At 43.6% G+C, this 23195-nt stretch carries 37 protein-coding genes; 34 read left to right on the top strand and 3 right to left on the bottom strand.

Annotation, left to right across the window (positions count from 1 at the left end):
- Nucleotides 1–307: 307 nt before the first annotated feature.
- The gene (locus tag NPUN_RS37845; RefSeq protein WP_012410727.1) at nt 308–838 is read right to left on the bottom strand and encodes a hypothetical protein; all 531 of its coding nucleotides are present in this window, start codon (nt 836–838) and stop codon (nt 308–310) included.
- 252 nt (nt 839–1090) lie between these two features.
- Nucleotides 1091–1567 carry an NAD(P)H-quinone oxidoreductase subunit N gene (gene ndhN / locus NPUN_RS22165; protein WP_012410726.1) on the bottom strand — a complete coding sequence of 159 codons (477 nt, stop codon included), beginning with the start codon at nt 1565–1567 and terminating at the stop codon, nt 1091–1093.
- Between the two features lie 938 nt (nt 1568–2505).
- Between ndhN and rplC the strand changes: the two genes are divergently transcribed.
- From rplC to prfA, 31 genes are all read left to right on the top strand, one after another.
- Complete coding sequence (gene rplC / locus NPUN_RS22160; RefSeq protein ID WP_012410725.1) at nt 2506–3138, top strand: 50S ribosomal protein L3; 633 nt, start codon at nt 2506–2508, stop codon at nt 3136–3138.
- Nucleotides 3139–3241: 103 nt separating this feature from the next.
- A complete protein-coding gene (rplD, locus tag NPUN_RS22155; protein WP_012410724.1) occupies nt 3242–3880 on the top strand; it encodes a 50S ribosomal protein L4 in 639 nt (212 codons plus the stop codon).
- Nucleotides 3873–4187 (top strand): 50S ribosomal protein L23, encoded by a 315-nt coding sequence (locus NPUN_RS22150; RefSeq protein WP_012410723.1) that lies wholly within the window; start codon nt 3873–3875, stop codon nt 4185–4187. The genes rplD and NPUN_RS22150 overlap by 8 nt, the downstream gene beginning before the upstream one ends.
- A gap of 140 nt (nt 4188–4327) precedes the next feature.
- Nucleotides 4328–5191, top strand: a complete 864-nt coding sequence (rplB, locus tag NPUN_RS22145) for a 50S ribosomal protein L2 (protein ID WP_012410722.1) — start codon at nt 4328–4330, stop codon at nt 5189–5191.
- Nucleotides 5192–5333: 142 nt separating this feature from the next.
- On the top strand, nt 5334–5612 hold the full coding sequence (gene rpsS / locus NPUN_RS22140) for a 30S ribosomal protein S19 (RefSeq protein WP_012410721.1): 279 nt from the start codon (nt 5334–5336) through the stop codon (nt 5610–5612).
- Between the two features lie 80 nt (nt 5613–5692).
- The gene (gene rplV / locus NPUN_RS22135; RefSeq protein WP_012410720.1) at nt 5693–6049 is read left to right on the top strand and encodes a 50S ribosomal protein L22; all 357 of its coding nucleotides are present in this window, start codon (nt 5693–5695) and stop codon (nt 6047–6049) included.
- 53 nt (nt 6050–6102) lie between these two features.
- Nucleotides 6103–6885: a 30S ribosomal protein S3 gene (rpsC, locus tag NPUN_RS22130; RefSeq protein ID WP_012410719.1), complete on the top strand. Its 783-nt coding sequence runs from the start codon at nt 6103–6105 to the stop codon at nt 6883–6885.
- A gap of 65 nt (nt 6886–6950) precedes the next feature.
- Nucleotides 6951–7376, top strand: a complete 426-nt coding sequence (gene rplP, locus NPUN_RS22125) for a 50S ribosomal protein L16 (protein WP_012410718.1) — start codon at nt 6951–6953, stop codon at nt 7374–7376.
- Between the two features lie 3 nt (nt 7377–7379).
- Nucleotides 7380–7607 (top strand): 50S ribosomal protein L29, encoded by a 228-nt coding sequence (gene rpmC, locus NPUN_RS22120; RefSeq protein ID WP_012410717.1) that lies wholly within the window; start codon nt 7380–7382, stop codon nt 7605–7607.
- A 6-nt stretch (nt 7608–7613) separates the two neighbouring features.
- Nucleotides 7614–7862 carry a 30S ribosomal protein S17 gene (rpsQ, locus tag NPUN_RS22115; protein ID WP_012410716.1) on the top strand — a complete coding sequence of 83 codons (249 nt, stop codon included), beginning with the start codon at nt 7614–7616 and terminating at the stop codon, nt 7860–7862.
- A gap of 46 nt (nt 7863–7908) precedes the next feature.
- On the top strand, nt 7909–8277 hold the full coding sequence (gene rplN, locus NPUN_RS22110; RefSeq protein ID WP_012410715.1) for a 50S ribosomal protein L14: 369 nt from the start codon (nt 7909–7911) through the stop codon (nt 8275–8277).
- The gene (gene rplX, locus NPUN_RS22105; protein WP_012410714.1) at nt 8277–8630 is read left to right on the top strand and encodes a 50S ribosomal protein L24; all 354 of its coding nucleotides are present in this window, start codon (nt 8277–8279) and stop codon (nt 8628–8630) included. The genes rplN and rplX overlap by 1 nt, the downstream gene beginning before the upstream one ends.
- Before the next feature lie 119 nt (nt 8631–8749).
- Entirely contained in the window at nt 8750–9298 is a 549-nt protein-coding gene (gene rplE / locus NPUN_RS22100) for a 50S ribosomal protein L5 (RefSeq protein WP_012410713.1), read from the top strand.
- A gap of 20 nt (nt 9299–9318) precedes the next feature.
- Nucleotides 9319–9720, top strand: a complete 402-nt coding sequence (rpsH, locus tag NPUN_RS22095) for a 30S ribosomal protein S8 (RefSeq protein WP_012410712.1) — start codon at nt 9319–9321, stop codon at nt 9718–9720.
- A gap of 142 nt (nt 9721–9862) precedes the next feature.
- On the top strand, nt 9863–10411 hold the full coding sequence (gene rplF, locus NPUN_RS22090) for a 50S ribosomal protein L6 (protein WP_012410711.1): 549 nt from the start codon (nt 9863–9865) through the stop codon (nt 10409–10411).
- Nucleotides 10412–10413: 2 nt separating this feature from the next.
- A complete protein-coding gene (gene rplR, locus NPUN_RS22085; protein ID WP_012410710.1) occupies nt 10414–10776 on the top strand; it encodes a 50S ribosomal protein L18 in 363 nt (120 codons plus the stop codon).
- A gap of 93 nt (nt 10777–10869) precedes the next feature.
- A complete protein-coding gene (rpsE, locus tag NPUN_RS22080; RefSeq protein WP_012410709.1) occupies nt 10870–11397 on the top strand; it encodes a 30S ribosomal protein S5 in 528 nt (175 codons plus the stop codon).
- 103 nt (nt 11398–11500) lie between these two features.
- Nucleotides 11501–11944, top strand: coding sequence for a 50S ribosomal protein L15 (rplO, locus tag NPUN_RS22075; RefSeq protein WP_012410708.1), 444 nt, complete (start codon nt 11501–11503; stop codon nt 11942–11944).
- Nucleotides 11945–12018: 74 nt separating this feature from the next.
- Nucleotides 12019–13332 (top strand): preprotein translocase subunit SecY, encoded by a 1314-nt coding sequence (secY, locus tag NPUN_RS22070; protein WP_012410707.1) that lies wholly within the window; start codon nt 12019–12021, stop codon nt 13330–13332.
- Nucleotides 13332–13883 carry an adenylate kinase gene (locus NPUN_RS22065; RefSeq protein WP_012410706.1) on the top strand — a complete coding sequence of 184 codons (552 nt, stop codon included), beginning with the start codon at nt 13332–13334 and terminating at the stop codon, nt 13881–13883. The genes secY and NPUN_RS22065 overlap by 1 nt, the downstream gene beginning before the upstream one ends.
- Nucleotides 13884–14074: 191 nt before the next feature.
- Complete coding sequence (infA, locus tag NPUN_RS22060) at nt 14075–14299, top strand: translation initiation factor IF-1 (RefSeq protein ID WP_006276978.1); 225 nt, start codon at nt 14075–14077, stop codon at nt 14297–14299.
- 123 nt (nt 14300–14422) lie between these two features.
- On the top strand, nt 14423–14536 hold the full coding sequence (gene rpmJ, locus NPUN_RS39340; RefSeq protein WP_012410705.1) for a 50S ribosomal protein L36: 114 nt from the start codon (nt 14423–14425) through the stop codon (nt 14534–14536).
- Nucleotides 14537–14653: 117 nt separating this feature from the next.
- Entirely contained in the window at nt 14654–15034 is a 381-nt protein-coding gene (rpsM, locus tag NPUN_RS22055; protein ID WP_012410704.1) for a 30S ribosomal protein S13, read from the top strand.
- A gap of 54 nt (nt 15035–15088) precedes the next feature.
- Nucleotides 15089–15484, top strand: coding sequence for a 30S ribosomal protein S11 (rpsK, locus tag NPUN_RS22050; RefSeq protein ID WP_012410703.1), 396 nt, complete (start codon nt 15089–15091; stop codon nt 15482–15484).
- A gap of 327 nt (nt 15485–15811) precedes the next feature.
- Nucleotides 15812–16759 (top strand): DNA-directed RNA polymerase subunit alpha, encoded by a 948-nt coding sequence (locus NPUN_RS22045; protein WP_012410702.1) that lies wholly within the window; start codon nt 15812–15814, stop codon nt 16757–16759.
- Between the two features lie 31 nt (nt 16760–16790).
- Complete coding sequence (gene rplQ, locus NPUN_RS22040; RefSeq protein ID WP_012410701.1) at nt 16791–17141, top strand: 50S ribosomal protein L17; 351 nt, start codon at nt 16791–16793, stop codon at nt 17139–17141.
- 117 nt (nt 17142–17258) lie between these two features.
- The gene (truA, locus tag NPUN_RS22035; protein ID WP_012410700.1) at nt 17259–18107 is read left to right on the top strand and encodes a tRNA pseudouridine(38-40) synthase TruA; all 849 of its coding nucleotides are present in this window, start codon (nt 17259–17261) and stop codon (nt 18105–18107) included.
- Nucleotides 18108–18172: 65 nt separating this feature from the next.
- The gene (gene rplM / locus NPUN_RS22030) at nt 18173–18634 is read left to right on the top strand and encodes a 50S ribosomal protein L13 (protein WP_012410699.1); all 462 of its coding nucleotides are present in this window, start codon (nt 18173–18175) and stop codon (nt 18632–18634) included.
- Nucleotides 18634–19050 (top strand): 30S ribosomal protein S9, encoded by a 417-nt coding sequence (rpsI, locus tag NPUN_RS22025; RefSeq protein WP_012410698.1) that lies wholly within the window; start codon nt 18634–18636, stop codon nt 19048–19050. Before rplM ends, rpsI begins: the two co-directional genes overlap by 1 nt.
- A 104-nt stretch (nt 19051–19154) precedes the next feature.
- On the top strand, nt 19155–19397 hold the full coding sequence (rpmE, locus tag NPUN_RS22020; RefSeq protein WP_012410697.1) for a 50S ribosomal protein L31: 243 nt from the start codon (nt 19155–19157) through the stop codon (nt 19395–19397).
- A 104-nt stretch (nt 19398–19501) separates the two neighbouring features.
- Nucleotides 19502–20599, top strand: coding sequence for a peptide chain release factor 1 (gene prfA / locus NPUN_RS22015; RefSeq protein WP_012410696.1), 1098 nt, complete (start codon nt 19502–19504; stop codon nt 20597–20599).
- 9 nt (nt 20600–20608) lie between these two features.
- Here prfA and NPUN_RS22010 read toward each other — a convergent pair whose 3' ends face one another.
- On the bottom strand, nt 20609–21055 hold the full coding sequence (locus NPUN_RS22010) for a hypothetical protein (protein ID WP_012410695.1): 447 nt from the start codon (nt 21053–21055) through the stop codon (nt 20609–20611).
- 240 nt (nt 21056–21295) lie between these two features.
- On the opposite strand from NPUN_RS22010, the gene NPUN_RS22005 reads away from it, so the two are divergent.
- From NPUN_RS22005 to NPUN_RS21995, 3 genes are all read left to right on the top strand, one after another.
- Nucleotides 21296–21658: a helix-turn-helix domain-containing protein gene (locus NPUN_RS22005; RefSeq protein WP_012410694.1), complete on the top strand. Its 363-nt coding sequence runs from the start codon at nt 21296–21298 to the stop codon at nt 21656–21658.
- 82 nt (nt 21659–21740) lie between these two features.
- Complete coding sequence (locus NPUN_RS22000; RefSeq protein WP_012410693.1) at nt 21741–22199, top strand: DUF29 domain-containing protein; 459 nt, start codon at nt 21741–21743, stop codon at nt 22197–22199.
- A 298-nt stretch (nt 22200–22497) separates the two neighbouring features.
- Nucleotides 22498–23091, top strand: coding sequence for a hypothetical protein (locus tag NPUN_RS21995; RefSeq protein ID WP_012410692.1), 594 nt, complete (start codon nt 22498–22500; stop codon nt 23089–23091).
- Nucleotides 23092–23195 lie beyond the last annotated feature (104 nt).

The raw sequence follows: 23195 nt of genomic DNA, 5'->3' as shown, positions 1-23195 counted from the left end.
GCCCTTACTAAAAACTAATATTAGTTTTATGTTTTTGAAAATACTTGAATTTCTTCTTTCAAACTTACATCATTTGTCTAGAATTTCAACTTTATCGTTTTTGTTTTTATTTGAATAATTGGTAAGTATTTTGTCTATATTGGGTCGTTAAAAAATTGTTATTAGTTATGACTCTTTATGCTGATTATATTTTAATTAATTTTAGTTTTATTAATTATAACATATTGTTGATTTTTGCTAGTGATTGCGATCGCTGTTTCTCTATAGGGTGGTATAAATTCGCTCATCAACAGGATTAAAACCTTAATTACAACCTCTGTTTTAACTGTTGAATTTTCTGTAAAACTTTTTCCCGATGCTGCGTCAACTTTATCCATCGGGGTAGACGACTGGCAAGACTGCTATTGTGCCAGCCTAATGTATCATCAGGCAAACGTTCTCGCAACCTTGATTGAACATAGCTTTCCAAGAAATTCAAATGTGCTTCATTATACGCCCATAGCACCTGACCACAACAGGAGGTTTGTAACCACAAAGGCAAGCCAAAAAAATGGTCTAATATTCCATAGCTAGAATTTCTTTGAGCCTTGTAATTGTTTTGCCACAACAGCAATACGGCTTTTCGCTGCCCATCCTTTGGCTGTTGTTTTGTATAGCTACAGTGCTGACAGGTAATTCTTTTGATTGAACTGGGACTTGATTGTTCAGAGTTTACAGTCAATATTTTGGCACTGCGTAGGCGCAGCCCGCCGTAGGCATCGCATTGTGGGCAGCGAACTAAAATTTCTTCCTCAAAATCAGAAAGCCTTTTGCCGTAGTCTCTAAATCTTATAACCATTCCAGATGACCACTTCTAGCGTTTCTGCAACAAATTCCAGAAATTCTGTTGATTCACCCCGCGACAAAAGCTGACGTACCCTTCATCAGATGGGCGTTAAGCAAATTCGTCTAAATACAGCATTTATTTACCAGACTTCCCGCCGATTATTTGCATCTTGTGGTTTTCGACTCAGCATTATTGAAATGCTGATTGAATTAAGTCATTAGTCATTTGCTTATAACTCAATGACTAATGACTAATGACAAAGGACTAACTAGCTAACAGAGTTTTTTCTAGAGAAGTCCAACGGAAGGCGCGATCGCCACCTCTCTCAATTACTACTTTCACTCGTGGTTCTAACTGAGGCAAATTCGTTAAATACTCAAGTTCCTCATTAGAAAGAATATGCCCTTCAATAATCCACAAAACCAGCCCCTTTGACTTTGGTGGTAGCTGTTCTAGATGGGAATCGAGAATTGGTGGCAAATAGTACACCTGACCTACTGCCGCACCGCTACCAGTGCTTTTTTTTCCAAGATGAGGAGGTCTGACTCCATGAATTCTTGTGAGATAGGCAGCTACGTCGCCCAGTCCCTTGGCAGTAATGTGGAGGGTGGTATAGCCAGCAGCGCGTAGTCGGCGCTGATATCTACCTTCATAACCCCCTTCTAGAGGTACATACACGCCAAGAGCGCCAAATTTTTCCAGATCGCGGATTAAACCGTTGCCAGTGGTAATTAGTGCCATAGATTTTCGTCGTATCCCACTTAGATATCTCTATTATTTACCCTGAACTGATAGATTAAAAGCATTTTCTTTGGGAATTGGGCATGGGGTATGGCTCAATACTTCTTCTTCCCCTACCTCCCCTACTCCCTACTCCCTAAAAATAACTCTATAAATTACTGGACAAACATAAATAAATAATTTATATTATTAGATTGTGACCAAACACGCAAATTAGATGAACTTTTTACTGTCATTCTGAGGTAGTGTTAGCATTAAAAGCTGATAATTTAATCCAAGTTGGATAATATAACTCAGATTGATCATAGACTGGTAAACTAAGAAAGCTTTCAGGTCAACATTGGAGCTTATGGATGAACAATCAAAGCCAATCCTAAGCTCCAGAGTGAATTTGCTCCCATGCCTCTGAAAAAGCAGGCGAAATCTTAAACAATAGTTTAAGGTATTTAAGGAAGTAAAACTGAGCAGCAATGTTGGTTTCATGGCATTACGTCAGTCTCAGTTAATGGATACTGGGCGGTAAAGACCGCTTAAGTCCAACTGCAACAGGGCAGTAGCCAACCTCCGGGAAACCGTCATTAGGGCGTACACAAATCGGAAAACCCGCCGACAGCGCTGCCTCCAGAAAGTGCCAGAGCAATTGCTTGGACGAAAGCATTGCTGCACACAGCTTAAAGCTGTAGCGCCTTGCATTGATTCCAGAAGTTACTCCTTCCCAAACGGAAGAGAATTGTAGCTGTTCTGGTGATCTATTGAGTGAAGCTAAACAGATTCACCAAGCAGTACGGACACGGTTTGTTGTGTCCCAAAGTTTTTGGACTGGTTTACTGAAACCATTCCAAATTTCGCAGGCTAACTCAGCCTAAACTGATGCGTACAAAGCGTGTCCTCTAGAGTCCAATTCCAAGGTCAGCAAGTAGAAAGGAGAACCAGTTACTGTGTCTGTAGGTATTCTCGGCACCAAGCTGGGCATGACCCAAATATTTGACGAAGCAGGAGTAGCTATTCCTGTGACTGTCATTCAAGCAGGGCCATGCACCGTTACACAAGTTAAAACGAAACAAACCGACGGTTACTTTGCCATCCAAGTTGGTTTTGGCGAAGTTAAACCAAAGGCACTGAACAGACCACTACTGGGTCATTTGGCTAAATCATCTGCCCCAGCATTGCGTCACCTAAATGAATATCACACTGATAGTTCTAGTGATTATGCTTTAGGTCAACAGATTAAAGCAGATATTTTTAGTGAGGGTCAAATTGTCGATGTAGTCGGCACAAGCATCGGTCGCGGTTTTGCAGGAAACCAGAAGCGCAACAACTTTGGTCGTGGACCCATGTCACACGGTTCCAAAAACCACAGAGCGCCAGGTTCTATTGGTGCTGGTACAACACCAGGTCGTGTCTATCCAGGTAAGCGGATGGCAGGGCGTTTAGGTGGTAAACGCATCACAATACGTAAGCTGACCATAGTGCGAGTTGATGCAGAACGCAATTTATTGCTAATCAAGGGAGCAATTCCTGGTAAACCAGGCGCTCTAGTAAGTGTTGTACCTGCAAAAGTAGTGGGATAGTCAAAAGTCATTAGTCAAAAGTCATTAGTCAAAAGTCATTGGCTAAAGACAAATGGCAAAAGACCAATGACAAATGACAAGAGACAAAGGACAAATAACAAAGATGGTTGAAAGCGTAGTTAAAAATTGGCAAGGAGAACAGGTCGGCGAGACGACCTTCGAGTTGCGCGTTGCCAAAGAAGAAACAGCGTCTCATATCGTACACCGCGCCTTAGTACGGCAATTGACTAATGCTCGTCAAGGAAATGCCAGTACAAAAACTCGTGCTGAAGTCAGAGGCGGTGGCCGTAAACCTTGGCGACAAAAAGGTACTGGTCGCGCTCGTGCAGGGTCTATTCGTTCACCATTGTGGCGTGGTGGTGGTGTGATCTTTGGACCAAAGCCTAGAGACTTCGACCTGAAGTTGAACCGCAAAGAGCGACGTTTAGCACTGCGGACAGCATTTGTCGGTCGTATTGACGACTTGATCGTAGTAGAAGAATTTAGCACCGAGCTATCTCGCCCGAAGACAAAAGACTTAGTGGCAGCCCTTGCTCGTTGGGGAGTAGTGCCAGAAAGCAAGGCACTGTTAATTTTGTCTGAAATTGCGGATACAGATAATGTTTATTTGTCAGCCCGCAACATTGAAAATTTAAAACTAATTGCAGCCAACCAGTTAAATGTTTTTGATTTACTGCACGCTGACAAAATTGTAGTTACGGCATCAGCCCTAGAAAAAATTCAGGAGGTCTACAGTGCCTAGCTTTGACCCCCGCGACCTTGCCGACTTAGTACGTCGCCCAATAGTCACCGAGAAGGCGACTATCTTGATGGAGCAAAATAAGTACACCTTTGAAGTCATTCCAAAGGCATCTAAGCCAGAAATCAAGGCTGCGATCGAAGACTTATTTCAGGTCAAGGTTGTAAAAGTCAACACCAACTTACCACCACGTAAAAAGCGGCGCGTTGGTAAATTTATTGGTTATAAGCCCCAATATAAGCGAGCCATTGTTACAGTCGCACCTGGGGATGAAGACAAGATTAGACAAGTTCTATTCCCAGAAGTCTAGGAATTTTAGATTTTAGATTTTAGATTGAAGAGTTTACTGAATAAATACCAAAGATGGTGGCAATTAGTTAAACACTCATTAAATCCAAAATTCAAAATCCGAAATTAAGTAAATCAAAAATCCAAAATCCAAAATAGATTATGGGTACTCGTTCTTATCGCCCTTATACCCCCAGCACTCGCCAAGTTACAGTTTCTGACTTTGCGGAAATCACAAAAACCGAGCCAGAAAAATCCCTAACGACCTCAAAGCATCGTGCCAAAGGTCGGAATAATACAGGGCGAATTACCAGTCGTCGTCGGGGTGGCGGACACAAACAACTTTACCGGATCATCGATTTTAAAAGGGATAAACATAATATTCCTGCCAAAGTCGCAGCAATTGAATACGATCCTAACCGCAATGCCCGAATTGCCCTTTTGTATTACCAAGATGGCGAAAAACGGTACATCCTTCATCCCAATGGATTGAAAGTTGGAACAATAATTATTTCTGGACCCGAATCTCCCTTTGAAGATGGTAATGCTTTACCTCTATCGCGGATTCCCTTGGGTACTAGTGTTCACAACGTCGAAATGACTCCTGGTAAAGGTGGTCAAATCGTGCGTGCTGCTGGTGCTAGCGCTCAAGTTGTGGCAAAAGAAGGTGATTATGTAACTCTCAAGTTGCCTTCGGGAGAAGTCCGCTTAATTCGGCGTGATTGCTACGCCACCATTGGGCAAGTGGGCAACACCGATGCGAGAAACCTGAGTGCAGGTAAAGCAGGGCGCAATCGCTGGAAAGGTCGCCGTCCGAAGGTTAGAGGTAGCGTCATGAACCCAGTGGATCACCCACATGGTGGTGGTGAGGGTAGGGCTCCTATCGGTAGATCGGGACCTGTTACACCTTGGGGTAAACCCACATTGGGCGCAAAGACACGCAATCGCAAGAAACTTAGCAGCAAATTCATTGTGCGTCGTCGCCGTAAGTCTTCTAAACGCGGTCGCGGTGGTCGTGAATCATAGAATTTTAGATTTTAGATTTTGGATTTTAGATTGGGGTCTACTTGTGAACATTGAAAATTTGTGAAACCTGCTTGGACACCTAATTATCCAAAATCCGAAATTCTAAATCCTAATTCCTAAATCCTAAATCCAAAATTGAACTATGGGTCGTTCTCTAAAAAAAGGTCCTTTCGTTGCGGATCATCTCTTAAAGAAAATTGAAAAGCTCAACGACAACAACAGAAAAGAAGTTATTAAAACTTGGTCAAGAGCTTCAACAATTTTGCCCCTAATGGTAGGTCATACCATCGCTGTTCACAACGGACGACAACACGTTCCAGTTTTTGTAAATGAACAGATGGTAGGACACAAGTTGGGTGAATTTGCCCCGACACGCACCTACAGAGGTCATGGAAAAAGCGACAAAAAAGCGGGTAGGTAGTCATTAGTTATTAGTCATTAGTCATTAGCTAAAGACAAGTGACAAGTGACAAATGACAAATGACAAAATTGGAGAAAATTATGGCTACTAATACTACTGAAGTAAAAGCGATCGCTCGTTTTATCCGCATCTCGGCCTACAAAGTGCGTCGGGTACTCGATCAAATTCGGGGGCGATCGTACCGAGAAGCGCTAATCATCTTGGAATTCATGCCCTATCGCGCCACTGAACCCATATTGAAGGTTCTCAGAAGCGCTGCTGCTAATGCTGAACACAACGCTGGGTTAGATCGGACTCAACTAGTGATTACTCAGGCTTATGCCGATCAAGGGCCGCCGTTGAAGCGGTTCCAACCAAGAGCGCAAGGTCGAGCTTACCAAATTCGCAAACCGACGTGTCATATTACTGTGGCCGTTGGAGCCGCACCAGAAAAATAAGCACGCTTACACGAATAAATTACGTAAAGTAAGAAATCTTAGAGGAAGCATTCGTGGGACAGAAAATTCATCCAGTTGGTTTTCGCCTGGGTATTACACATGAACATCAATCCCGTTGGTTTGCTGTTCCTGACCGCTATCCAGAACTTTTACAAGAAGACTACAAACTCCGTCAATACATAGAACAAAAGCTGGGTAGACTTGCTCAAAACAACGCCGGAATTTCCGAAGTGCGGATTGAGCGCAAAGCCGACCAAATCGACTTAGAAGTACGCACAGCTAGACCCGGTGTAGTAGTAGGGCGTGGTGGACAAGGTATAGAATCTTTGCGTACCGGACTCCAAGGACTATTGGGTAGCAATCGCCAAATTCGTATTAACGTAGTTGAAGTTCAACGAGTTGATGCTGATGCCTACCTAATTGCCGAATACATTGCTCAACAATTGGAACGCCGGGTTTCCTTTCGGCGAGTAGTGCGGCAATCAATTCAGCGTGCCCAACGCGCTGGTGTTCAAGGTATTAAAATCCAAGTCAGCGGACGGCTCAACGGTGCAGAAATTGCCCGGACAGAGTGGACTCGTGAAGGTAGAGTACCTTTACATACCTTACGGGCTGACATTGACTACTCTTATTGCACGGCAAAAACTGTTTACGGTATTTTGGGCATCAAAGTTTGGGTGTTTAAGGGAGAAATTATTCCTGGACAGGAACCAGATCCACTACCACCAGCAAGCCGCGATCGCGAACGTGACCCCCGCGATCGCGATCGTGAACCTCGTCGCCGTCAACAACAACGTCGTCGCCAGCAATTTGAAGACCGCTCAAATGAAGGATAAATGAGCATGGCGCATTGACAATGCCCAATGCCCAATGCCCAATGCCCAGTACCCAGTAGCCAATCATGTTAAGCCCTAGAAGAACTAAATTCCGCAAACAACAGCGCGGACGGATGGAGGGACTAGCCACCCGTGGTAGTACCCTCAACTTCGGTGATTTTGCACTCCAAGCACAAGAACCTGCTTGGATCACCTCCCGCCAAATCGAGGCTTCTCGTCGGGCAATGACCCGTTATATTCGTCGGGGTGGACAAATCTGGATTCGGATTTTTCCTGATAAACCTGTAACCATGCGTCCTGCTGAAACCCGGATGGGTTCCGGTAAAGGTAATCCAGAGTTTTGGGTAGCGGTAGTCAAGCCAGGACGAATTTTGTTTGAAATCGGTGGGGTTTCTGAAGAAATCGCCCGTGAAGCTATGCGTTTGGCTTCATTTAAACTGCCCATCAAAACTAAGTTTATTGTGCGCTCTCAACCACAGGAGCAGGAGTAGCTTATGCCTCTTCCCAAGATTTCAGAAGCTAGAGAATTAAGTGACGAGAAGCTCTCTGATGAAATTGTTGCGATCAAAAGACAACTATTTCAGTTGCGTTTGCAAAAAGCGACAAGACAATTAGAAAAGCCCCACCAATTCAGACAGGCTCGACATCGCCTAGCCCAATTGCTGACATTAGAAACAGAACGCAAACGGGCAGCAAGTCAATCGGCTAAAGAAGAAAAGTAGGAGATTATGGCAGTTAAAGAACGAGTTGGCTTGGTAGTGAGCGATAAAATGCAAAAAACTGTGGTGGTTGCCATAGAAAACCGCGCTCCTCACCCCAAGTACGGCAAGATTGTGGTTAACACCCAACGATATAAAGTTCACGACGAAGAAAATAAGTGTAAAGTAGGTGATCGCGTTCGCATTCAGGAAACTAGACCCCTGAGCAAAACCAAGCGCTGGAAAATCACAGAAGTCCTGAACATCAAACCTGCTTAAACCTCATCGTTGTTAGTTTCTAACAACATCACAAGGGAGAATAATTGTGATTCAACCCCAGACTTACCTGAATGTCGCAGATAATAGCGGTGCCCGCAAACTAATGTGCATCCGCGTTTTAGGCGGAGGCAACCGTCGTTATGGTTTTATCGGTGATAAAATTATCGCCGTTGTCAAAGATGCTACACCCAACATGGCTGTCAAAAAGTCTGATGTTGTGGAAGCAGTAATTGTCCGCACTCGTAAAGCTGTATCTCGTGACAGTGGCATGAGTATTCGCTTTGATGATAACGCTGCTGTAATTATCAACAAAGACGGTAATCCTAGAGGCACACGGGTTTTTGGCCCAGTTGCACGGGAACTGCGCGATAAAAACTTTACCAAAATTGTTTCTCTGGCTCCGGAGGTGCTTTAATGGCAACCAAACAGGGTACGCCCAAAGTATTCCACAAAATGCACGTTAAAACTGGCGACACCGTACAAGTGATTGCTGGTAAAGACAAAGGAAAAATTGGTGAAATTGTCCAGGCACTTCCCCAACTGAGTAAAGTCATCGTCAAAGGTGTCAACATCAAGACCAAGCACGTCAAACCCCAGCAAGAAGGGGAATCAGGGCGGATTGTCACCCAAGAATTCCCAATTCATAGCTCCAACGTGATGCTTTATTCCACTAAGCAAAACGTTGCCAGTCGTGTTTGTTATACCTTTACCTCAGAAGGCAAGAAAGTCAGAAAACTTAAAAAAACTGGCGAGATTCTGGATAAATAGTCATTAGTCATTGGTCATTAGTCATTAGTTATAAAGACAAATAACAAAAGACAAAGGACAAATAACAAAGGACAATAAAAGTTCCCTGACCAAGCCCAGGGATATCAGGACAAAAAACTATGGCGACAACAAGACTCAAAAGCTTATATCAAGAGACAATCGTCCCCAAACTGATTAATCAGTTTCAATATACCAACGTTCATCAAGTACCGAAGTTGGTAAAAGTTACTATTAACCGAGGTTTGGGTGAAGCAGCTCAAAATGCCAAGTCGCTGGAAGCATCCATCAACGAAATTGCGCTTGTTACTGGTCAAAAACCAGTGGTGACGCGGGCGAAAAAGGCGATCGCTGGCTTTAAGATCCGTCAAGGGATGCCTGTGGGGATCATGGTGACACTCAGAGCCGAACGGATGTATGCCTTTTTCGACCGGCTAGTTAGCCTATCACTGCCCAGAATTCGAGATTTTCGTGGCGTTAGCCCTAAAAGCTTTGACGGACGGGGTAACTATACTCTGGGTGTAAGAGAACAGCTAATTTTTCCAGAAGTCGAATACGACAGCGTTGATCAAGTGCGTGGGATGGATATTTCCATCATCACCACAGCAAAAAACGACGAAGAGGGCCGCGCCTTACTTAAAGAATTAGGAATGCCCTTTCGCGATCAGTAAGTTCATCTATAGAGGGAACGATGGCGGCTAACGACACAATTGCAGATATGCTGACGCGCATCCGCAATGCCAACCTGGCGCGGCATCAAACTACACAAGTGCCAGCTACAAAAATGACCCGCAGCATTGCCAAAGTGCTACGGGAGGAAGGCTTTATTGCTGAAATCGAAGAAGCAGAAGAAGGGGTAAAACACAACCTAGTGATTTCCCTGAAATATAAGGGTAAGAATCGTCAGCCTCTAATCACCGCCTTAAAGCGAGTGAGTAAGCCAGGCTTGCGTGTTTACTCCAATAGAAAAGAATTACCAAGAGTACTAGGCGGCATTGGCATTGCCATTATTTCTACATCCAGTGGAATTATGACTGACCGCGAAGCGCGTCGTCAGAACTTGGGTGGCGAAGTGCTTTGTTACGTTTGGTAGGCATTGGTCATTAGTCATTTGTCATTAGTCATTGGTCATTGGTCATTAGTCATTTGTTATTAGTGAAAGACAAAGGACAAAAGACAAAGGACAAAGGACAAATAACAAAAGGCAAAGGGCAAATAACAAAGGACAAAAAGTAATGTCTCGTATTGGTAAACGTCCAATTACTATTCCCGCCAAAGTTCAAGTGGCGATCAATGGTACGAATATTGTGGTGAAAGGCCCGAAAGGAGAACTTTCTCGCACTCTCAGAGATAATGTCTCACTCTCTCAAGAGGGAGAAATATTACACGTAAATCGTCGGGATGAAACTCGGACATCAAAGCAACTGCACGGCTTGAGCCGAACTTTAGTTGCCAACATGGTTGAGGGAGTTTCCCAAGGTTTTCAACGCCGTTTGGAAATCCAAGGTGTTGGTTACAGGGCACAACTTCAAGGGCGTAATCTAGTTTTAAACATGGGTTACAGCCATCAGGTGCAAATTGAACCACCAGATGGGATTCAGTTTGCAGTCGAAGGTACCACTAACGTGATTGTCAGCGGCTACGACAAAGAAATCGTAGGCAACACAGCCGCAAAAATTCGCGCCGTTCGTCCACCAGAACCTTACAAAGGTAAAGGCATTCGCTATGCCGGTGAAGTGGTAAGACGTAAGGCTGGTAAGACTGGTAAGGGTGGTAAGAAGTAGAAATGAAACTTACTCGTAGAGAATCAAAAAACCGTCGTCATCGACGCGTTCGTGGCAAAGTTGTTGGCTCCCCAGAACGTCCGCGTTTAGCAGTATTCCGTTCTAATGAGCATATTTATGCCCAGGTAATTGATGATAGTCAGCATCAAACCATAGTGGCAGCATCGACTTTAGAACCAGAGTTGAAATCTAGTTTAGCGTCAGGTGCAAACCGCGACGCATCGGTGCAAGTTGGTAAGTTGATCGCAGTGCGATCACTAGAAAAAGGCATCACCAAAGTAGTCTTCGATCGCGGTGGTAACTTATATCATGGTCGTGTCAAAGCCCTAGCTGATGCAGCACGCGAAGCTGGTTTAGATTTCTAAAGTCATTGGTCATTAGTCATTAGTCATTGGACAAATGACAAAAGACAAATGACAAATGACAACTGACAAATGACGTTCACCAGAGCATAAATTATGGCAACAGAGCGTAAAAGTAGAACAAAGCGTGCCAAAAAAGAAGAAACTACTTGGCAAGAGCGGGTTATCCAAATCCGCCGCGTGAGCAAGGTCGTCAAAGGCGGTAAAAAACTCAGTTTCCGAGCGATCGTTGTCGTCGGTAACGAACGCGGTCAAGTTGGTGTCGGAGTAGGCAAAGCCTCAGATGTAATCGGTGCAGTCAAAAAAGGCGTAGCCGACGGCAAAAAACATCTCATTGATATCCCAATCACAAAATCTAACTCCATCCCCCATCCCATTGATGGTGTAGGTGGCGGTGCAAAAGTGATTATGCGTCCAGCCGCACCTGGTACTGGGGTAATTGCTGGTGGTGCTGTGCGGACTGTGTTGGAATTGGCAGGAGTTCGTAACGTCTTAGCCAAGCAACTTGGTTCTAACAATCCGCTCAATAATGCTAGAGCAGCAGTCAATGCCTTATCTACATTGCGGACTCTTTCTGAAGTCGCCGAAGATCGCGGTATTCCTATTCAAAATCTCTACATCTAACTAGTCATTTGTCCTTAGTCAGTAGTCCTTTGTTCTGAACAAATGACAACCTACGTAATGGCAAATGACAAATGAGAAACGAAAAATGACAACTTGGTAACTTATGAGACTCCATGATGTTAAGCCGCAAAAAGGCTCAAAGAAACGCAAAAAGCGTGTAGCCAGAGGTATTTCTGCTGGTCAAGGTGCTAGTGCTGGTCTAGGTATGCGGGGTCAAAAGTCTCGTTCTGGTAGTGGTACTCGACCCGGTTTTGAAGGTGGTCAACAGCCATTGTACCGCCGCTTACCGAAACTGAAGGGCTTTCCGATTGTTAATCAAAAGATTTACACTACGATTAATGTAGAGAAGCTAGCCTCTCTTCCCGCTAATACGGAAGTAACTTTAGCCTCCTTGAAAGCAGCAGGTATCCTGACTGCTGTCAAAGGGCCATTGAAAATTTTGGGTAACGGCGAATTGAGCACTCCGCTCAAGGTACAAGCGGCAGCTTTCACAGGTACAGCTCGTAGCAAAATTGAGGCAGCTGGTGGGAGTTGTGAAGTCTTATGAGTGAGCCGGAACAGCGCACTTAAATGTAAGCCAACTCGCTGTCAGCGCCTGGTTCACTATAAAGGTAGCACTCTATGATCAGTCGAGATAAAGCCCCAACGGCTCAAGAAACTTTTATGCAGATGGCACAAGCAGCCGGGCTTAGAGGTAGGCTGCTTGTTACTGTCGGTGTTTTAATTTTGGTTCGCCTGGGTATTTTCTTACCCGTACCAGGGATTGACAGACCTAGATTTGCCGAAGCTATATCGGGCAGTAATTCCATATTCGGTTTATTGGATATATTCTCCGGGCGAGGACTTTCGACTTTGGGCGTTTTTGCTCTAGGGATTTTACCCTTTATTAATGCGTCCATTATCATCCAATTGCTCACCGCGGCGATTCCATCTTTAGAAAATTTACAGAAAAATGAAGGCGAAGCGGGTCGGCGGAAAATATCGCAAATTACCCGCTATGTCACTGTCTGTTGGGCAATTCTCCAAAGTACAGCATTTTCAGCATTATTCCTCCAGCAATTTGCCTTAAATCCAGGACCAATCTTTGTAGCTGAAACTGCGATCGCTCTAACTGCTGGTTCTATGTTCGTTATGTGGGCATCAGAACTCATTACAGAGCGGGGAATTGGGAATGGAGCATCATTGTTGATTTTTGTCAACATTGTCGCCTCATTACCAAAAGCTTTAGGCGATACTATCGATTTGGTGCAAGTCGGCGGTCGGGAAACAGTGGGTCGCGTCATCGTACTAATCTTAGTTTTCTTAGCAACCATTGTTGGTATTGTGGTTGTCCAAGAAGGAATGCGCCGCATCCCGATTATTTCGGCTCGTCGCCAAGTAGGTCGTAGAGTTTTGGCAGAGCAACGGAGCTTTTTACCCTTGCGGCTAAATCAAGGTGGCGTAATGCCAATTATCTTTGCCGCAGCTATCCTCAGTTTGCCATTGCTAATTGCAAATTTCGCCAAGAATGCTGAGTTGGCAAATATAATTAACACTTATTTGAGTCCAAGCGGTTCTGGCTCTTGGGTCTATGCCTTGGTTTACATGATTTCCATTATTTTCTTCAGCTACTTCTATTCTTCGTTGATTCTCAACCCGGTAGATGTAGCGCAGAATTTGAAGAAAATGGGTTCTAGTATTCCTGGCATTCGTCCCGGTAAAGCGACTAGTGAGTATATCGAGCGCGTGTCAAACCGACTCACCTTTTTGGGTGCTATCTTTTTGGGCTTGGTTGCTATTATCCCAACCGGTGTAGAAAGTGCTTTAGGAGTACCCACATTTAAGGGACTAGGTGCTACCTCTCTGTTAATTCTAGTCGGTGTGGCGATTGATACGGCGAGGCAAATCCAAACATACGTAATCTCTCAGCGCTATGAAGGAATGGTGAAACAATAGTGACGCGACTAATCTTCTTGGGACCACCTGGAGCTGGTAAGGGAACACAAGCTCAATCATTGGCGGGACACTTAAATATTCCCCATATTTCTACTGGGGAAATATTAAGACAAGCTATGAAAGAGCAAACTCATCTGGGAATCAAAGCTCAAAACTATGTAAATAGCGGCGAGTTAGTACCCGATCAGCTAGTGCAGGACTTGGTACAGGAGCGCCTCAACCAACCAGATGCAGAAAATGGTTGGATTCTTGATGGTTTTCCCCGTAAAGTGACGCAAGCAGCTTTTCTAGAAGAATTGCTGGAAACAATACATCAGAGTGGCGAAAGGGTAGTTAATCTAGATGCACCAGATGATGTTGTGGTAGAACGTTTGTTAGCTAGAGGGCGAAAAGATGATACCGAAGAGGTGATTCGTCGTCGGTTAGAAGTGTACCGCGCTGAAACTGCACCTTTAATTGATTATTATCGCGATCGCCAAAAACTTTTAACAGTCAATGGCAATCAGTCCCAAGAAGAAGTCACTACTGAACTGCAAAAGGTAATCGCTTGAGGATCGGGGAGTAGGGGAGGAGCTACAGCAATTCTTTCCCCAATTCCTAATGTCCCATGCCCCTCCCAAGAAACAGATCAATTTTAGCTAAGATATATTAATAAACTGTTGATATATTTCTTAAAATGTGTTCTCTTGCAGATGAAGTGCTGCAACTGAACACGAAATTGTTGAGTTGAGGAAAAAACAAATTGTCTAAGCAAGATTTGATTGAAATGGAAGGCACGGTTACAGAGTCCTTGCCCAATGCGATGTTTCGCGTTGACTTGGACAATGGATTTAACGTGCTAGCTCACATTTCCGGCAAGATTCGCCGCAACTATATCAAGATTTTGCCCGGCGATCGCGTCAAGGTAGAGTTAACTCCTTATGACTTGACCAAAGGCAGAATTACCTATCGACTACGAAAGAAGTAACTATATGTAGATGTAGAGAATTTTACCATAAAATCATCCTTTTGACTGTTTGCTAGTCAAATTAATGGATTGTTTTCTCTAAAAATGCTATAATTTAATATTTGGAGTCAAAAAATAAAAGGCATGAAAGTTAGAGCCTCAGTCAAGAAAATTTGTGAAAAGTGTAGCGTGATCAAACGTCGTGGTCGCGTCATGGTGATCTGCGTGAACCCCAAGCACAAGCAACGTCAAGGATAACGCTCTTACAAAGAGAGTGAGTTGTAACACGCATATCATCAATTAACAACGAAAAAACGCGATTAATCACGTTTTTCCAACCAACAGTAATTGCGAAAACAATAGGGAGAGTTCATTGTGGCACGGATTGCCGGAGTAGACCTTCCACGCGATAAGCGCGTTGAAATCGGTCTAACTTATATCTACGGAATTGGTTTATCACGCGCTCAAGAAATTATAGCGGCTACTGGTGTGAATCCAGACACCCGCGTTAAGGACTTAAGTGATGCCGATGTGACAGCCCTGCGAGGCGAAATAGAAAGCAACTATCAAGTTGAAGGCGACTTGCGGCGTTTGGAGTCTTTGAACATCAAGCGCTTAGTTGACATTGGTACTTACAGAGGTCGTCGTCATCGCATGGGCTTACCAGTCAGAGGACAAAGAACTCGCACCAATGCCAGAACCCGTCGAGGCAGAAGGCAGACAGTGGCTGGGAAGAAGAAGGCTCCAGGGAAATAAATTTGCAACGCTTGCTAATCAGAGCAAGTTTTACCTTAAATCAACTAAACAAGTATGGCGAGACAACCAACTAAAAAATCCGGGAGCAAGAAGCAGAAACGGAACGTACCCAGCGGGATGGCCTACATCCAGTCTACTTTCAACAATAGCATTGTCACCATTACCGATCAAAATGGAGATGTCATCTCCTGGGCCAGCGCTGGTTCTAGCGGTTTTAAGGGAGCAAAAAAGGGAACTCCCTTTGCAGCGCAAACTGCTGCTGAAAGTGCAGCCCGTAGAGCTATAGATCAAGGAATGCGCCAAATTGAGGTAATGGTAAGTGGGCCAGGAGCAGGTAGAGAAACCGCTATCCGCGCACTTCAAGGAGCAGGACTGGAAATTACACTCATTCGGGATATTACCCCCATTCCTCACAATGGCTGCCGTCCACCCAAGCGCCGTCGAGTTTAAATACCAAGACTTGGGCATTGAGGACGAGAAGCTACAACCAAAGAAAGTAAATTTACTTACAATGACCGCTTGGGCGGATAACGTGCAAACTGTCATTGGGTGAAAACTTGGACCACCAAAAGTGAATCAGATTTTCCTGTAGGGAAAGCTGTTAAACTTCGGAAACCCAAAATATTATTAGCGCCTGAAAGCTCAATAGGAGCGTCAAACTATACCGTAATTTCATACTAATAGTTTGATAGACCTATAACCTACAGGACATAAAGTCAATTCGGGAGGCAATTGATTTGTCTGCTAGCAGCACCTTAGAAAAAGGGAGGCTCATCCGTGGCGCAGTTTCAGATTGAATGTGTAGAGTCGAATACTGAAGAAAGTCGGAACCATTACAGTAAATTTGTTCTGGAACCTCTAGAACGCGGTCAAGGAACAACGGTTGGCAACGCACTACGGCGGGTTTTACTGTCTAACCTAGAAGGTACAGCAGTTACAGCAGTGCGGATTGCAGGCGTTTCACATGAATTCGCCACAGTTCCGGGCGTGCGGGAAGATGTGCTGGAAATCCTCATGAGAATGAAGGAAGTTATCCTGAAGAACTATTCTTCGCAGCCTCAGATTGGTAGATTACTCGTTAGTGGTCCAACAACAATTACTGCGGCACATTTTGATTTACCTAGTGAAGTAGAAGTTATCGATCCGACTCAGTATGTTGCCACCATCGCTGAGGGTGGAAAACTGGAAATGGAATTTCGGATCGAGAAAGGCAAAGGCTATCGCACTGTAGAAAGAGGACGTGAGGAAGCCACATCGTTGGATTTTCTTCAAATCGACTCAATATTTATGCCAGTGCGAAAAGTCAACTATAGTGTTGAAGAATCTCGTGGAGAAGGCTTGATTCCAAAAGACCGACTACTGTTGGAAGTTTGGACAAATGGCAGTATTTCTCCTCAAGAAGCACTATCTTCGGCTGCTGGGATCTTGGTAGATTTATTCAACCCGTTGAAAGATATCTCCTTGGAACCAACAGACACAGGTTCAGATATTCCAGATGATCCAACTGCCCAGATACCCATCGAAGAGTTGCAACTTTCTGTGCGGGCATATAACTGTCTCAAACGGGCACAAGTTAACTCTGTGGCAGATTTGTTGGATTATACCCAAGAAGACCTCTTAGAAATTAAGAACTTTGGTCAGAAGTCAGCAGAAGAAGTCGTGGAAGCTTTGCAGCGACGCTTGGGCATTACCCTGCCAATGGAAAGAGGCTCTAAACACCCTTAAGAAAAACCTTCATAATTCATAGTGGATAATTATGCGTCACCGTTGTCGCGTCAAAAAACTCAGTAAACCAGCCGATCAACGCCGTGCTTTACTGCGATCGCTCACCACCGAGCTGATCCGTCATGGTAAGATCACCACCACTTTAATTAGAGCGAAAGTTCTAAGAAGTGAAGTGGAAAAAATGATTACCCTAGCCAAAAATGGCTCCTTGGCAGCACGCCGCGAAGCCCTTGGCTATATCTTCGACAAACAATTGGTTCACGCTCTATTTGAGCAAGTTCCAACTCGATATGGCGATCGCCAGGGCGGTTATACCCGCATTCTGCATACCGTACCGCGTCGGGGCGATAATGCAAAAATGGCAATAATTGAATTGGTTTAAGTCATTTAGTCATTGGTTATTGGTCATTAGTCATTAGTCATTGGTCATTAGTGAATAACAAAGGACAACTGACAAAGGACAAATGACAAAAAACAAATGACAAAGGACAAAATCTGTATGTTAGAAAGCCACCAGCCTACACAAACTCATCGAGTAGCCTTGGTAATCCAATACCTGGGCACTCATTTTCATGGCTGGCAAAGGCAAAAACAACACCGGACAGTCCAAGAAGAGATCGAAACAGCGATCGCTACTATTCTTGGGCATCATGTAACATTACACGGTGCTGGGCGAACCGATTCTGGAGTTCACGCTGCTGCTCAAGTAGCCCATTTTGAAGCAACAGGTTTAATTCCGCCTCACAAGTGGGCAACAATCCTCAACAGCTACCTGCCGCCAGATATATTAATCAGGGCTTCAGCTAGTGTCGATAACCGTTGGCACGCTCGCTTTAGTGCAGCCTATCGACGGTATCGCTACACAATATATACTGAAGATCGGCTTAACTTGTTTGTAAGACCCTTCAGTTGGCATTATTATTATGCACCCCTGGATGAATCTTTAATCCAAGCTGCCTTGAAACCTCTCTTGGGAAAGCATCACTTAGCTGCTTTTCACCGTGCAGGCTCAAAGCGATCCCATTCCTGGGTAGAGGTGCAAGCAGTAGAGTGTCGTCGCAGTGGGCCATTTATCCATATTGAAATACAGGCAGATGGATTTTTGTATGGCATGGTACGGCTGTTGGTAGGGATGCTGGTAGAAGTAGGTTCTGGACAACGAACACTTTCTAGCTTCACCGAACTCTGGAAAGAACAACGCCGAGAAGAAGTGAAATATGCCGCACCGCCTCAAGGTTTGTGCTTGTTGCGAGTCGGCTATCCCGATTTCCCTTTTCCAAAAGAGATTTGGTACGACACCTTGCCAAAGTTCGTCACTAGTCAAGAGTCATTAGTCATTGGTTTTTAGTAACTACAAATGACAAAAGACAAATGACTAATGACAAATTAAAAATGACAAAGGACAAATGACAAATGACAACAGTTAAAACATACCTTCCTTCTCAAGCAACACTTGAGCGTGAGTGGTACATAGTAGATGCCACCGATAAACGCCTCGGTCGCCTCGCCAGCGAAATCGCTCAGGTATTGAGAGGCAAAAAGAAACCCGAATATACACCCCACCTAGATACAGGTGACTTCGTAATCGTCATCAATGCCGAGAAAGTAGCAGTTACAGGCAAAAAGCGCACTCAAAAGCTTTACCGCCGCCATTCTGGTCGTCCCGGTGGGATGAAAACGGAAACTTTCGCGAAACTGCAAGACCGTATACCAGAGCGGATCTTAGAACAAGCTGTTAAAGGTATGCTACCTAAAAATAGCCTGGGTAAGCAGTTGTTCACCAAGCTGAAAGTTTACGCTGGGCCTACGCATCCACATGATGCTCAAAAACCTAAAGAACTAAAAGTTAGTACAATTCCTGGAGAAGAAAATTAATGGTAGTAGCAGATGCCAATAGCGGTCGCGCCGTATACTGGGGCACTGGCCGTCGTAAGAATGCAGTAGCAAGGGTACGCTTGGTTCCAGGCACCGGCCAACTGACTGTGAACGGTAAAGATGGAAACTTGTATTTCCAATTTAACCCCAACTACCTGGGAGTAATTAAAGCACCCCTGGAAACTCTGGGACTAGAAAACGAATATGACATTTTGGTAAAAGCAGAAGGCGGCGGTTTGACCGGACAGGCTGATTCTGTTCGTTTAGGAGTTGCTCGTGCTTTGTGCCAACTCGATCCAGACAACCGCCCACCTTTGAAAACCGAAGGTTATTTGACTCGCGATCCGAGAGCAAAAGAGCGGAAGAAATATGGTTTACATAAAGCTCGGAAAGCGCCTCAGTACTCTAAGCGATAAGACATTGGGTATGGGGGCATGGGGCATCTTTCCCAGTCTCCACTCCCTAGCTGCAATTGAACGCTGAAAGTTATAATTTATATAGATTCATCACAAAAAGAACAATGGCTAAAGCTGATATTCACCCCAAGTGGTATCCAGATGCTAAAGTTTACTGCAACGGTCAAGTTGTTATGACCATTGGCTCTACCAAGCCAGAATTGCATGTAGACGTTTGGTCTGGAAATCACCCCTTTTACACCGGTACTCAGAAGATTATTGACACTGAGGGTCGAGTAGAGCGCTTCCTCCGCAAGTACGGTATGAGCAGCACTCAAACATCTGGCGACGAACAAACCAAAAAGTAGCGGGTTGGCTCTGCTGTTAACGACGGCCCTGCATCAGCTGGGTCGATTGTCATTTATATGCTCGAGCCAATTTGTTATTTTTTTAAGGAGCGATCGCACTCGTCATGGCTGAATCATACTTACTGGATAAACTAAAATCCGTTGAACAAACTTTTAATGAATTAACACGTCGTCTAGGCGACCCCGATACCGCTAGCAATCCTGATGAGTATCAAGAAATTGCTAAGTCTCGTTCTTCTTTGGAAGAGGTAGTTAATACTTATGAAATTTGGAAAACAGCCCAAGAAGACTTGATCGGAGCGCGTGAGGTTTATAAAGAATCTGCGAGCGACCCAGAGTTGCAAGAAATGGCATCACTGGAAGTAAAAGAACTTGAAGAAAAAATAGAACATTTAGAGTCTCGCTTGAAAGTCTTGCTGCTACCACGCGACCCCAATGATGAAAAGAATATCATGTTGGAAATTCGCGCTGGTACTGGTGGCGATGAAGCAAGTATTTGGGCTGGCGATTTGATGCAGATGTACACCCGCTATGCCCAGACTCAAGGTTGGAAAGTTTCTCTAGTGAGCGAATCTCGTGGAGAAATGGGCGGCTGGAAAGAAGTCATTCTCGAAATTAAAGGTAATGACGTTTATAGCCAGCTAAAGTTTGAAGCTGGAGTGCATCGTGTGCAGCGCGTGCCGGCAACTGAATCTGGGGGACGGGTTCATACTTCCACAGCTACGGTGGCGATTATGCCAGAGGTCGATGATGTGGAAATTCATATTGACCCGAAAGATATTGAAATGACTACAGCCCGTTCTGGTGGTGCTGGTGGACAAAATGTCAACAAGGTGGAAACAGCCGTTGACTTAATGCACAAACCGACAGGAATACGCATTTTCTGTACAGAAGAACGCAGCCAGTTGCAAAACAAAGAACGGGCGATGCAAATTCTGCGGGCAAAGTTGTATGACATCAAGTTAGGCGAACAACAAGCAGCTGTAACTTCGATGCGGCGATCGCAGGTTGGTACTGGATCGCGATCGGAAAAAATTCGCACCTATAATTATAAAGATAACCGCGCTACCGATCATCGGTTAGGTCAGAATTATTCCCTTACCCCTGTTTTGGATGGTGATTTAGAGACACTTATCCAGTCTTGTATATCTCTAGACCAACAGGAACGTCTGGCGGAGTTAGCGACTTCTGCCGCTAACTAATTTCTGTTGTTAAATATCCTGTAAAACCACTTGTTGTACTGTTGCTTTTAACACAGACAGGTGGTTTTCTAATATCGCGTGGAGTATATCTTCTATTTCACTGGGATAATGGTAATAGGCAAATTCGTACTTCATAAGGTAATTTAACTTTGCCCATTCCTTCAGAGTTTCACAGGTATAAATTAGCTTTTCCACTTCTTCTTGCCAACGTGCAAAAATCCGGTAGCTAAAAAAACTGCTGCATATATTGCCTTTTGCATCCCAGTAGGAAATACACACTTGATGCTTCAGAAGGTGGATTTTTCTGATTTGCTTAACATCGTAGCCTTTAACTTTTAAAGCTTCTTTGGTTTCTGTGTCAGAAATGTTCCACTGTTCTGGTTTAATTTTATTAGTGGCTATAAGGTTTTTACCTTTGCGGCGATATTGGTTAATTTTGCGTGGCTTGCGAAACATGATGCACCTTCGATATTATTTCTTCGCAGCAAAGTCTAGCTACTAGCTGAAGCGCCGTAGCAAACTAAGTTTTTTGGGTTGGTTAAAGATAGATGGGTTATTCTACTAGCTTGATGCCTGTAGTTGCAGATTTACAACCAGAGATATAGTCTAGTACTAAAACACAACGCTGTCAATATAAAAGTAAACTTGTAATATTGAAAGTAGACTTGTAAATAAAGTTGGCTAGCTATATAAGCAGTGAAGATCGAAAGCAAACAAAAACTGATTGAAATCATTAAACTAGCTCGCGGTTCAATGAGTCAGCGAGCATTTGGTAAGCTTTTGGGGGTATCTGCTACTGCTGTTCAGATGTGGGAAAAAGGTGTGAAGGTTCCAGATACAGAAAATTTGGCTCGAATCGCATCGAAAGCAGGCTACACAATGGAAGAGTTAATCAGCTGCATAGATGGCAAGCCAATTCCAGAAACCTCAGATTTGAGTCTGATTCTTAGACAAATCCAGCACATGCCTTTGGCTCAAGTGGCTCAAATTGTCCAAGCTGCGGCAGATAGATTGGCGGCTGTGGCTGAAGCATCTGGGGATGAAGCAAAAGCAAGTTGAATATTAAAATAATTCGTAATTCGTAATTCGTAATTAAGTTTTTTAACTAGCTCGTGGTTTCTTGTTGTCAAGGTTCAAATCTATGGACAAACCTTTTTTGTATGACCAAGATTTCTATGGCTGGACACAGCAGCAGGCTAAAGCGTTAGAGCAGAGGCTAGTTATGGAACTAGACTGGCAACACCTGCAAGAGGAAATTCAAGCTTTGGGGAGACAGGAGTATCGGGAACTCGTGAGTCGTCTGAGTGTATTACTCGGTCATCTCTTGAAGTGGGAGTATCAACCCGAACAACGTTGTCGCAGTTGGTTTTTAACAATTCGAGAACAGCGCCGCGCCATCAATAGGCATTTGCGGCAGAACCCTAGCTTAAAGTCTCGAATAGAAGAAGCCTTGTTAGATGGCTTTGAAGCGGGAGTGGATTTGGCGCTACGAGAAACTAACTTACCATTACGAACTTTTCCAGAGCTTTGCCCTTATTTATTTGATGATGCGATCGCAGACAATTTTTTGTGCGATACTTGTCAAGACTGGGAAGGATAATTACTACCATTTTTATGAAGCCCATTTGTTATTTGGAGATACCTTAAGTAGAACGAGGTGAAAAAAATTATATACTTACAAGTTTTACTTCAAGTTAGTTATACCAATTCTCTAAGAGGGTGTTTATAAATAAAAAATAAAGAGTACCATAGTCATTCCCCAGGACAGGTATTTTTAAAGAGACAATCAAAGTATTTGAATCGGTTAAAATAACTCGAAAAAAATAATATTATTAACTCTCAAATTTGACTCAACAAATAGAAAATCAAATCAAATTAAAAAAATAGGAGTAGGTGTTATGGGTTTTAAAGCAGCAAATATAACTACAGTTTCTAGCAATGGTTTTAATAGCTATATCTTTTTCTTAATGGATGACTGGAATGGTGAATTATCAAAAAAACTTTTAAAGCATTATGATACTTTTGCCACAAATATTGGTCTAAAAGATTTGGCTGTAAAAGGGCATGATAACTTGTCCTTTTATAATAGTGTAATAGACAGTAAATTAGGAGAAATAGCTCCCAAAACAGGACAGCCTAGACTTAAAGATACCAGATTACCAGCATTAGTATTATGTAATCGTTTACCTTCAGAAATTGATGAATCTTCTAGCAAAAAAATAAATGCTGAAGATATTAATTTAGTTATATTTTCAGCAGATTTCCTTGAAAAAGTAGACAATAGTGGTAAAGATGCCCTTGTTAATTTCATGAGACAACTTTCATCATCTATTAATAGTAGTACTACCAATAATTTTGTAGATAAGCAAGAATGGAAAACCTCATGGTATTGGTTAAACAAATATGTAGAAGTTAAACCATCTTTCTTTGGTATTAAACCAGATATAATTGGCGTTATAGGAGATATTCTTCATCTGCGATTTGATAAGTAATTAATAATATTTCTATTATGGGGTTCTATCGCAGCTTTTAAAGATGGAGAAGATCGTGGTTGAGTAATGGAAACCACTATGGCAGTCGAATTAGTATTACCTGA

The organism is Nostoc punctiforme PCC 73102, from assembly GCF_000020025.1.
Classification (GTDB): Bacteria; Cyanobacteriota; Cyanobacteriia; order Cyanobacteriales; family Nostocaceae; genus Nostoc; species Nostoc punctiforme.
The sequence above is the reverse complement of the archived record's forward strand: the minus strand, read 5'-3'. Positions and strand labels throughout refer to the sequence as shown.